Below are 12004 nucleotides of genomic sequence, written 5' to 3' on the forward strand. Positions count from 1 at the left end.
TGCCTTAGCTATTTTTGAAAGCCGAATAGAAAGTATCCATTGCTTTTTTATTGTATTCTTCATAATCAAACGGTTGTACCTGGTTCTCATTTTCATCTGTAACTTTGTGGAAACCATCAATCAATCCTTCGACACTGTCCTCAACTAGTATGCCGTAGCGTCCATCTTCTAGTACGGTTCTGTTAGCAACAATATCTGTAGCAAGGATCTTCATTCCTAACGTCATAGCTTCAAGCAGTACCATTGGCTGTCCTTCATAATGAGAAGATAATACAAAGCAATCACACTGTTTCATAAGCTGGAATGGATTGTCCATTTGACCTGTTAAAAATACAGAGTCGCCTACTCCAAGTTCTTCAATTAAAGCTTCTAGTTCATTACGTAGGATACCATCTCCAAGGATGTACAATCTACTATTTGGGTTGGTTTCCAGATATACTGCAAATGCCTTGATCAAGTTATCCTGACCTTTCTCAGGAGAGAAACGACCCATATTAACGAAATTCGTATAATCAGGTGAAGGATTCATTACAAAATTATCTTTTGATTCAATTCCGAGAGTTTCCTCGATGATGAATGAGTTTTTGTTCAACCATCCAAGAATAGCATTTCCATAGATGAACTTACAAAAAGTTCCTTTTTGCGTTGTTATTTCTTCCACAATAGAGACTGTCTTACCATTGAAATCCTCAGCTAATTTGATGGAGTTGCCACCATCCACATCATATTCCATCACATATCTAAGTTCTTTATCCATTAATTCTATCTTGGCTTTACGGAGAACTTGTTTTTTCTTCATTATAATTGGTCTTCTTACTTTCTCAAAGGCCCGGGCATCAAGCCAGCCTACCTTTTTATTATTCAGAGAAAATAGATAGTACCTACCTTTGCGTGTACGGTGAACCTTTGTCACAGTAACAAGGGACCCGACATAATCCGATGCATCCCCTATAATTTTTGTGCCCATATTCGGATAAGCCTTACTCCAGATCACGTGATCTTCCGGCTTAACTATCTCTGCCATAAAGCGGACATTTTGCTCCTGTTTTGTTCGGTTAGGCAGATTTTTGTACACTTTTTTATTTTTTCTTTGATCGATTAAAACATGAACTCTTTTGTCAACCTTGTCCTTTACCTTGCGAACCTTGGATTTCTCATCCAAGTCATAATCTTTGATAACACGGAGGGCAAGGCTATCTATCCAGCCGATAATATGCTTGTTAATCCGAATCCTGCTGTACATTCCATGCTCAGTTCTTGCTTCATAATCAATTTGAACAGTCACATTTTTAAGGTCATTACTTGTGGATTTCTTAATGATACCTTCTACTTTATATGGTTTACTCCATATTTCATTTCCTCTTGTCTTCATTAGCTTAGCTAATTTATTTACTTTGACTTTGGAAATGATACTATCAGGCAATAATTCAAATGCATCTTGTTCCATCCAGCCTATAATGATGTCCTCAAAAGTGAATTTATAATATATGCTTTCATTGACTACTGCTTTTCGTGTAATTGTGACTTCTTTTTGGAAGAATTCACCGGAAAGTGTGACTTTACTTGCATCTCCACCTTCTATGAAAGGTTTGTTCCAGATAAATTTATCATCTTGAATGATGAGAGCACGTGATTTGAACCTACTAGTTTCAATTGAATTCTCATGCTCTGTATTATCAGGTTCTGAATGATCATTATTCCCCTGACTCATCTTAAGGATTTTTTCAGGATTGATAGAGTTCATGACATAGTCGAATTTAGACTCATCAGCATATTGAGAAAGGTTTTTTCTATTCAGTTCCATTGTCCCTTTCGATACACTAACCAGTTTATCAAACAGGTGGTAGGCACTGAATAAACCACGTAGATTTACTCGATGTGGTCTTCTACCGTTAATGATTTTCTCGCTTTCAGATAGCAAGTCATTATGCATATAGACGATTTTCTGTTTAGCATCTGAATGCAGCAAGTACTTAGCCCAGTACAGGCTATAACCACTGAAATCAATCACATAATCAAAATGAGTTTTACCAAATAATCTTCTATGCTCTCGTCTATACGCTTGTTCAGGATATATTTTCTTTTCTAGTTTTCCTCTGATACCGCGGTTGTTTATATGCTTGTCACGATATACCTCTCCCAATCGATAGACAGGCACACCTGGCTTAAATAGCATCCTGGCATTTTTATTGACTTTCGCTATGTTTTGCAGAGCTTCTTTGGAGTGTGGAGTTTTCATAAAGCAACTAACATCATACTTAGAGTAATCGATGTTATCCAAAAGATTTATAAAGGAAGATGTTATCCCATTATTCATCATTCCACCAGGATAAATCAGAATTTTTTCTTTTCCTTTATCCAATCCATTAATAGGTTGCAAACTTTGAGCTCCATTGAATATATAGGAGACGATTCGCTTCGTAACTTCGCCATCGTCAAACGCTGTAAAACGCGCTTTATTAACTTCGTAATTTTCTTTATAAACAGATCTTACTTCATCTATATTTTTAATTGCTTTCAGTACTTCCCTTATATTAAGTAAGGTCGGCCCTGGCAATTCACTATTATCAAGATATCTTCCTCTGTCCACAGAATATTCATCCTGATCCCACATATAGAAGAGAATAGGTTTATCAGTCACCATAAAATCAAAGAAGATACTGGAATAATCAGTAAGTAGGATATCAGTTACGCTTAGCATTTGATTCGTATCGATATAATCTGGGATTAGCCTATCCTTCAATTCTGGAACTTTTAATGCTTCATCATATAAATATGGGTGAACCTTCACCATAAGATTATAAGCATAACCTATATGATTCTCTAAGTAAGCCATATCAGCCATTATTTGATATACATCATTGTTAACCCTGGAAATAGTAGTACCTTTCCATGTAGGAGCATAAAGAATAGTCGGCTTTTGACCATTAATCTTCACACCTGTACTCTTCAGCAACCGAATGAACTCTTCCCTATCAGTGTTATAAGTAAGATCTATACGAGGGTATCCTTCTTGAATAATTTCTCCTTCAAATAAACCTTTTAGCTTATAACTATCAGTAAACATTTTTGTAGTATGCTCATTCGGACTAAGCAGGTACGAAGCACTCAGGAAATTACGAACAACATTCTGGGAATGTGCAGGATTTCCTGGAATATCAAACCCCATGCTCTTAAGCGGTGTACCATGCCATGTATTGATATATACTTGATTATCCTTCGGTATAAAAAAGGATTGGAATGTAGCATTGTTTACTAAAAACTTCGCTGAAGCTAAACATTTTAAATATTCTCTAGTATTTCTTGTTACAAATTTCACATTATTATATTGATCATATTGCGAGATTATTTTTTCCAACACTGTCGGATTCTCAACCGACCAAATATGAGTAAGATGCTGATAATCTGGATGGTTAAGTAAATACTGGAAAATAGCAAATGGGCTATCAGTTAAGCTTTTTCCATCTCTACTTTCATAGAGAACTACATTATCTCTTACTTCCAGCGTTTCGAAGTACTTTGCATATAAAATTGCTCTACGATGATTATCTTTTCTAAGGAAATTCATTACAGGATCCTTAATAAAGTTTAATCTTCTTCTGAGTACCTTTTTGTTCAAAGCTAGTTCTCCTTACTTAATAAGAATATATATATAGAAACAACACCCCATTATACATGATAATGGGGTGTTTTAGTAATAAAAGTTAATGGAAATTTAACAATTATGATACATATATAATTATTTCTTGTCCCATTCATGCAAATCCAGGCTGCGCACACCATGAACAAAGTAAGGATCCTTTTCAGCTAACGTTTTTGCCTCTGCCTCGTCTTCTGCCTGATAGATGACCAGGCCGCCTGCTCCATCAGCGAATGCCCCCCTGGCGAAAATGAATCCTTTTTCGTCCAAATCAGCTAGAAAATCCAAATGTGCCTGGCGGTATTGCTGGTTCAATTCTGGTTTCTCCATTTTAAGATATGCTGCAAAGTATTTCATTAAAATCTCCCCCTTGCGTGTTATTTTGCTGTTTTGGCAAGCATGAGTGCACCGACAATACCTGCATTGTCTTCGAGACCTGGCGGAACCAGATAATTTTCCGGCAGCGGGACATAGTGCTGCATGAGCGTTTCCAGCTCCTGCTGGATCATGTCATGAAGTCCTTCTTTTTTCATGACTCCGCCGCCCATGACGATTTTCTCCGGACTGAGAATCAAGGTGTAATTCATGATTGCTTGAGCCAAATAATGGGCTTCCATCTGCCATACCGCTTCTTGATGGTAAAGCTTTTGTGCCTTCTCCCCCCAGCGAGCTTCAATAGCTGGCCCCGCTGCCAGCCCTTCCAAGCAGTCTTTATGATACGGGCAATTTCCAGGATAGGCATCATGTGTATTCCGGCGGACTAGCACGTGACCCATTTCCGGATGGGAAAAGCCCTGTAAGGTTTCGCCATTCACAATCGCCCCAGCACCAATACCTGTACCAACCGTAATATACAGGCAGCTGCCTGCATGTTTTGCTGCTCCGTGCATATACTCCCCTAAAGCAGCTGCGTTCACATCGGTATCCAGCTTGACCGGCACACCTAGCCTGCTTTTAAGTTCAGACAGCAGCGGGTAGTCCTTCCACTGCAGCTTTGGTGTGTTGCCAATTGTACCGTAAGACGGACTATCTTCTTTTACATCAACCGGTCCGAATGCGCCCACACCTAGCGTTTCGATCTTTTTATTTTGGAAGAAGCCAAATACAAGCTGCAGCGTTTCTTCCGGTTTTGTCGTCGGGAAAGATGCTCGTTCTTCCACATTTCCATGTTCGTCACCAACAGCACAGACGAATTTTGTACCGCCTGCTTCAATTGCACCAAATCGCATCATTATCACCTCATTTGTCTCTCTTATTCTACTATGGGATTTTTCTCCTTCTGCGTCAATAGTTACCCTGGACTGTACAAATGCGGGAATTGTTATAAAATAGAAATATTGAAATGTATCTAATAATCTTAAAAACGAGATTAGTCTGTCAGAAATGGGGGGATGCATGATGACTGCTCTGCAAGCAGTGACTGCATTTGCGCATGAACAGGATTTACGTAAAAGTTTTAATAAATTAGCCAGAAAAACATTCGGCTTTGATTTTGAATTATTATATAAAAGCGGCTTGTGGAATGACCGTTATCATACACATGCATTTGCAGATGATACACAAATTGTCGCGAACGTTTCTGTAAGCGCACTCACGTTACATATCAACCAACAGAAAATAAAAGCGATTCAAATCGGCACCGTCATGACCGACCCAAGCTTCCAAAACCAAGGACTGGCTACCCAGCTGCTGCAGCGTGTGATGCAGCAATACGAAGCAGACAACGATTTGATCTATCTGTTTTCTCGTCCAGGAGTGGAAAACTTTTACGAGAAACTCGGCTTCACTGCTGTTCAGGAAAAGTTGTTTTCCATCCCGGTAACTTCCAAGCCACATACAGTTTCGGATTATCGGAAGCTGAAGCCTGCTGTTAACCCGCAGGACATGGTTGTGCTGCTTGATCGTTATGGCAAACGCTTGCCGCAGTCCAATATTCTCGACGTGTCAGATGCTCAGCATATTCTTGGTTTCCATACATTGTATGATCCAGAAATAGAAATCATTGAATTATTGGAGCCAGCAGCACTTTTGCTTTATAAAAAGATCGGGCAGACCATGCATCTGTATGAAGTGATCAGCCAAACACGGCTTGTCTGGAGGAAAATTGCAGATTACGTCGCGCAGCCAGGTGTATCGGAAGTCATCTTCCATTTCACGCCGACATTTGCCGACTTGGAGCCTCTCTCTCACACGCACACAGAACGAGATACGCTCTTCGTAAACAAACCCGAACTCCTGCCCGCGGACTTCCAGTTTCCCGAATTGTCCCATGCATAATATAATGGGATAAAGCAGTGATAGAAAGGAAAGAAAGCAATGCTAGATTTAGAAATGCTGAAAGACAAGGTCGAATTTTTCGAAGCACATGACTTTTCTACATTAGAAAAGAAAATCAATGAACAAATCCAGCACAACAAAGCGATTCTGCTCGAGCTTCATCATGTAGCGCATAACATGCATGTAGATGAGAATGGCAGACGGTTTTATAGTGCGGTTGCGCATTTTAAAGCGAAATAATGGGAAGTCATGAGAATTGAAAATACCGTCCATTACGGACGGTATTTTTTTTATTCCTAGAATATAATCCCTGTAACAATCGCTACTGCAATAACAGCAAATGCTGTTCCAGTTGCCCAGAGGATGGTGAATCTCTGGAATTCCCCGAAGTCTACCTTCGACATTCCGACAAGCAAGTATGTAGCCGGAACGAGCGGGCTAAGTAAGTGGACAGGCTGTCCGAGCAGGGATGCACGAGCAATCTCGGCTGCAGAGAAGCCGTAGTTGGCAGCTGCTTCCGCTAGAATCGGTACAACACCAAAGTAATAGGCATCATTGGACATAAAGAATGTGAATGGAATACTCGTGACCGCAACGATGATACTGAAAGCAGGTCCCCATGAATCTGGAATGATGCTAATAAGGCTGGATGCCATCGCATCTACCATTTCAGTACCAGAAAGGATACCAGTGAAAATACCTGCTGCGAATACTAGCGATACAACAGCTAGTACGTTTCCAGCATGATCCGCGATCCGTTCCTTCTGCTGTTTCAAGTTTGGATAGTTGATTGTGATAGCCACAGCGAATGCAAGCATGAACAATACTGGCAGCGGCATGATGCCTTTGATCAGACCGAACATCAATAGCGCAGTCAATGCGAAGTTGACCCATAATAGGTTCGGACGCTTCAGTGACGCATCGACTGTTGCCGCCTGCTGCTGCAAGATGCGCTGTTCTGCATCATCAAATGTAACAACACCAAGACGTTTCTTTTCGCGGCGTCCCATGATGAAGGCAGTGAAGAATATCCAGATTGCCCCGCCGATCATAGTTGGGATTAATGGAACGAATACATCACCTACGTCAACATTAAGCGCAGCTGCAGCACGAGCTGTTGGTCCGCCCCATGGCACCATGTTCGTCAAACTAACACACATAACAGCGATGGCCGGCAAAATGAGCGGGTTCATCTTCAACCGCTGGTACAGCGGGAAGAACGCGGAAACAGTGATCATATAGCTTGTCGTTCCATCTCCATCCAAGGACACGACAAGTGCAAGAGCAGCCGTACCCATGACGATCTTCGTCGGATCTCCTTTAACCGCTTTCAAAATACGGCCTACGACTGGATCGAATAAACCTGCATCAATCATGATTCCAAAATAAAGAATCGCGAATAATAGCATGATTCCGGTTGGTGCCAAATCTGTGATACCTTGCAGGGACATTTCCCCTAAGTCACCTGCATGCCCGGTCAGAACAGCAAATATAGCCGGGATGATCATCAGCGCAATGAGCGCAGATAGCTTCTTCGTCATAATCAAATACATGAATAGAAAGACCATCAAGAAACCCATTATTGCTAACATGCTAAATCCCCCTCATCGTCTCCTGAAACAATTCCCCCAAATCCTAAGCAGCGTTGAATAATATATTACAACTATTGTATGCGCTTCCAAATATAATTTCAACAGTTTTGTTACTTTTTTAAGTAAGAAAAGTAGCCATAGAATCAGAATTGGCTCTATAACAGCTTTTCCCACTTAAAATCAGGCAATATAACCTATGTTTATATCGTTATAAACGCACATAAACCCTTATACCGTATAACACATAAATTATGATTAGGTTATACTATATCTCCGCTTCGGATTTCCATTTTTAATAAACCTATTGCATCTTGCAAGCTATAACTTTTAGCTGCTTCTATTAAAATATATGCCCTATCCAAACAGAATACCGGCTGCATACACAACGATTGTGACGGTAATGCTGCTCAAAATTGTCGTTACAAGAACAGTCTGCGCTGCTAAATCTGGATTGTTGTTGTACTCCAGAGCAAATATCGAACTGTTCCTGGAAGTCGGGAATGAGCTGGCAATGAACAATGACTGCGCGACAGTTCCGTCCAAACCAAGCAGGAAAATGATACCTAAGGCTGCAGCCGGTCCGATCAGCAGGCGGGCTATCGTACTTAGATATAGCACAACATGCGGGCGCTTCAGCTGGATCTGCGCTACTTGAGCACCTAGTGTGATCAAAGCGACAGCAAGGAAGGCATCGGCAATTGACGTAATCGGATTCCAAAGAACAGTCGGAATGTCCACATGGAGTGATGCACATAGAACACCTAGTATAATGGCATAAATCATCGGCAGCCGGAGAAGTTCCTTCAATATAGCATTCCCCTGGCTTTTGACACTCACCATATTATAAAGTCCGTATGTAAAGGTGAGCAGATTCTGATACACCATGACAATCAGCTGAATGGATACACCGAGCGGATTAGACTGGAAAACGAGCTGACTGACAGGAATACCGTAATTCCCTGAGTTCATAAGCACCACGCTATTTTTATAGGTGGCCGCCACTCCCCTATCGAGCTTGAACAGTCTGCTCGTGATCTCCGTAAAGCTGATGGAAAATACGGTGAACAGCAGCAGGAATAAAATGATCTGGCCAAATACAGAAAGCGGCATACTGCTTTGATACATATTGATAAAACCGTTCACAGGCAGGAAGCAATACGTCAGCAGCTTGGACAAGGTGCCCAGCTGTAATGAAAATTTTCGCTGCAGGATGACGCCGACAGCAAGAAGAATCAATAAAGGCGCAATAACTTCCAAGAAAATCAATGATAATACAGCCATGTGCTCCCTCCTTTTGTAAGCGAATACATGGGTATTATACTCCTACCTTTATCAAAACTCTATAGGAAGCAGTCAAAAAAGCAGCCACTATGCGTGGCTGCTTCCATCATGCGCGTTTGCGCAGCTTGTTTATCCCAAAGAAAATGACACCGGCAGCAACAAGTGCAATGCCTCCAAGCAGCCAATTAAACACATTCGTGCTCGTATTCGGCAATGGCTGTCCTTCTGCATCATCAACGTCTGATGCAGCGGAAGCAGTTATCGGTGTATTGCCCTGCTCCTTCGACTCAGGTTCTGTTGTCGTAGTTTCCGTCACCGTCTTTGTTTGTTCTTCTGCTTCTTCTGTCTCTTGCTTTTGTTCTTCTTCATTTGAGGTTTCTCCCTCAGTTACAGGTGCAGTTGTCTCTTCTTGTTCTTCCTCTTCCGGCTCATTTGGTTCTGTTACCGGCTGTTCTGTTTCTTCTTCCGGAACAGGTTCTGGCTGAGTTTCGGCTTTCTCACCTATTGCGTATGCAGCAATTGTCCCTGACACTTCATGGGCCGCCAATAGCAGTGTTTGTCCAGTCGGACTTTCATCTGCCGGAATGTAAGTCAATCCTTCCGGTGCAACATCACCGCTTGCGCTATCCACAGCGGCTTCATCACCTTGGAAGTTCCGGCTGGAAAAATACGTGGAGAATGCTGGGCTGGCTGGATTCGACACGTCATAAGCCATGATGCCGCCAGTCCGCTCCAAGCCGATGAAAGCATACGTTTTGCCATCTACATCTCCCGTAATAACAGTTTCCGGCTCCGGCCCTTTGTCATCACTGCGGTTATCCAGCTTGTCTTCGTCGTTTGTCGTATTGAAATATTCCGGAACTGCTTCCGCTGTTATTTTTTCAAAATCTGCACCGCTATCGTATACCTGCTGCAGGGAATCCGCATCCCAGATCGAGAAGCTCCGCCCGCCGAAGCCATAGACAGCTTCGTATTTACCGTCAGCATTTTTCGGCGCTGCAATACTTGTGTTCAAGCGGCCCAGCTGTTCATCCTCAAACAAACCATCCTGCACAAGCTGATCAAGCTGTTCCTGTGTGTAACCTTCATATAAATCAGCATTCAAAGCATAAGCATCCTCAGCTGCCAGATCAGCAACCCGCACTTCCTCTGAAAAGCCTTCCCAGTCCTGGGCATCGCCTTCATTGGCTGTAATCAGATATGTCTTACCACCTGATTGGAATGCTGTCATTCCATCCGGCATGTACATGCTGAGCACCGGCCAGTTACCGATCTGGATACCGTCATCCTTATTGGATGGATCAAGCTCTATTCCTGCCTTAGAGAAATCCTTATATCCCAAGCTCCTTACTGTAGTAAAACTGTTTGTATTCAAATCCAGCTTCGCAATCGCATTGCTTTCCTGGATGGCGACATACGCATAGCGATTATCTTTATCTACTGTTATGTATTCCGGCTCCAAGTTCTCCGCATAAGATGAATTTTCCGGATCTGGATTTACTTTACGTACGCCCGAATCGACGATATCATCGGTAAATGCAGCTGTTTCAGCTGTCAGTTTATCCAGCCCATTCGCAATATTGATGATGCTGACGGAACCTTCCGGATTAATTGTGTAATCATCAGAAGGCTCTCCTTCATTAGCAACAAGCACCTTTGAGCCGTCATGTGTGAAAGTAACCATATCCGGCAAAGCACCTACTTCCACACTTGCCAGATTATTGCCGTCTGTATCAAGCAGTACGACGTGACCTGGATCTGTCTTTACTTCACTGGGTACCGATACTGCAATATATTTACCTTCCGGATGGATGGCAACACTCGTCACATCGGAAGCACTTACCCCGAATGATTCCAAAGATACCCGTTTCAGAAGCGGGATCTCTCCATTCCCATCCTTCAAACCATTTAAATCGAGAATATCCAATGCTCTAGCTGCACCGTTCACGGAAAAGGCACGTTTTGTATGAGCATCGTACGCTACAATCTCCGTACCGCCTTCCCCAATTCCGCTGCCGCTGTTATAACGGCCAATCTGTTCTACTTGAAGTGCCTGTGCTGGATCTCTGTTATACACCTTCAGCTCTTCTGCATGCCCGACAGCTGGCAATGCTAAACTAGCCGCCGCTAGTGACATTGCTGTCCACTTCTTCCAATTCTTCACCTTCGCCACCCCAACTCTATCATTAGAATATGTATGATAGTCATCATAGCGTAAGGCCGTGAAGTTCCTGTTAAAAGTATATGAAGTTCTTGTAATGTTGCAGGAAAGAAAAGAAGACTGCCATCACGTGGCAGTCTAAGGTTTCATTCACCGTATCCCTCAACGTCCCCAACGCTTTAAAGATACTGTATTTTGATGTTTAATTATCACTCGTGTATTATCCGAACAACAGAAAGTACAAGGACAATAGACAAGCATAGAACAATCCAGATACCAGAATTGCATTCCATAACCCAACAAAAAAGTCGTTTTCTTTCAGGATCATTGGTCCATCCTTTCTTCAGCAACAGTAAGATTCTCTTCTATATCAGCATTATCGGTTTGGATCTGGTTTGTCTTTAGATGTTTCCTCGAAAATCATATGAAGTTGTTGTAAATGATATACTGAGGCAATCACATAATCAGCTCTTCTGGACTTCTATCAACTTACCGGTTACAGCAACTCGCTGTTTTCCTGAGAGCGTACATGTAACTAATGTAATCTCTGGGTTATCTGTATTTTCCAGGATCGCAATATCATCAGGCTCCACAATCTTTACACTGTTTACTTCATATATATAGGTTGCATCTTTATCCTGGAGAGTAATTTCTGCTCCTGGCTTCACATCAGGCAACTGCCTGAAGAAACGATCTCCGCGGTAGCCGCGATGGCCTGCTATCGAGAAATTGTCTTTAGCAGGATTCTGATTCGTCTTGATTTGCGTCAATGCTGCAGCTAAATTCTCATCTGTTGTCTCATTGAGCACATATTGCTCCAATTCGATTGATGGAATTTCCAGCTTCATCATTTCAGCCAACTCTTCCTCCGACCACTTATGATCCTTCTCTTCCCCGACTTGCGGTACGTCTCCGGCCTCTATACTGGCGAAGGCCTTTTCTAATTCGTTCACTTCTTTGGCATGCATTCTTTCTATAGTGAGGGGAGTGGCAACTAACGCCACTCCTAGCAAAAGAAACACAACTCCTGCTATCAGTTTTCCTTTTTTCATC

General features: G+C 42.2%; 9 protein-coding genes. 2 read left to right on the top strand and 7 right to left on the bottom strand.

The genetic code is table 11. The annotated features are described in order from the left end of the window. Positions 1-4 precede the first annotated feature (4 nt). The 3 genes from SFC25_RS15350 to SFC25_RS15360 all read right to left on the bottom strand — a co-directional run bounded on the left by SFC25_RS15350 (position 5) and on the right by SFC25_RS15360 (position 4872). Positions 5-3619 carry a CDP-glycerol glycerophosphotransferase family protein gene (locus SFC25_RS15350; RefSeq protein WP_411216132.1) on the bottom strand — a complete coding sequence of 1205 codons (3615 nt, stop codon included), beginning with the start codon at positions 3617-3619 and terminating at the stop codon, positions 5-7. 120 nt (positions 3620-3739) lie between these two features. Further along, positions 3740-3997, bottom strand: coding sequence for a YciI family protein (locus SFC25_RS15355; protein WP_411216133.1), 258 nt, complete (start codon positions 3995-3997; stop codon positions 3740-3742). Positions 3998-4017: 20 nt separating this feature from the next. Continuing rightward, positions 4018-4872, bottom strand: a complete 855-nt coding sequence (locus tag SFC25_RS15360) for an ROK family protein (protein ID WP_411216134.1) — start codon at positions 4870-4872, stop codon at positions 4018-4020. 163 nt (positions 4873-5035) lie between these two features. On the opposite strand from SFC25_RS15360, the gene SFC25_RS15365 reads away from it, so the two are divergent. Both SFC25_RS15365 and SFC25_RS15370 read left to right on the top strand, forming a co-directional pair. After that, positions 5036-5917, top strand: coding sequence for a GNAT family N-acetyltransferase (locus tag SFC25_RS15365; protein ID WP_411216135.1), 882 nt, complete (start codon positions 5036-5038; stop codon positions 5915-5917). A gap of 39 nt (positions 5918-5956) precedes the next feature. Continuing rightward, the gene (locus SFC25_RS15370) at positions 5957-6157 is read left to right on the top strand and encodes a DUF2536 family protein (RefSeq protein ID WP_411216136.1); all 201 of its coding nucleotides are present in this window, start codon (positions 5957-5959) and stop codon (positions 6155-6157) included. Positions 6158-6213: 56 nt separating this feature from the next. Here SFC25_RS15370 and SFC25_RS15375 read toward each other — a convergent pair whose 3' ends face one another. The 4 genes from SFC25_RS15375 to SFC25_RS15390 form a co-directional block, all read right to left on the bottom strand. After that, positions 6214-7509, bottom strand: coding sequence for a CitMHS family transporter (locus SFC25_RS15375; protein ID WP_411216137.1), 1296 nt, complete (start codon positions 7507-7509; stop codon positions 6214-6216). 354 nt (positions 7510-7863) lie between these two features. Then, a complete protein-coding gene (locus tag SFC25_RS15380) occupies positions 7864-8790 on the bottom strand; it encodes an AEC family transporter (RefSeq protein ID WP_411216138.1) in 927 nt (308 codons plus the stop codon). Between the two features lie 106 nt (positions 8791-8896). Continuing rightward, on the bottom strand, positions 8897-10954 hold the full coding sequence (locus tag SFC25_RS15385) for a choice-of-anchor I family protein (RefSeq protein ID WP_411216139.1): 2058 nt from the start codon (positions 10952-10954) through the stop codon (positions 8897-8899). A gap of 461 nt (positions 10955-11415) precedes the next feature. Next, on the bottom strand, positions 11416-12003 hold the full coding sequence (locus SFC25_RS15390) for a class D sortase (RefSeq protein ID WP_411216140.1): 588 nt from the start codon (positions 12001-12003) through the stop codon (positions 11416-11418). Position 12004 lies beyond the last annotated feature (1 nt).

The sequence above is a fragment of the Terribacillus saccharophilus genome, from assembly GCF_046592595.1.
Lineage (GTDB): Bacteria > Bacillota > Bacilli > Bacillales > Amphibacillaceae > Terribacillus > Terribacillus saccharophilus_C.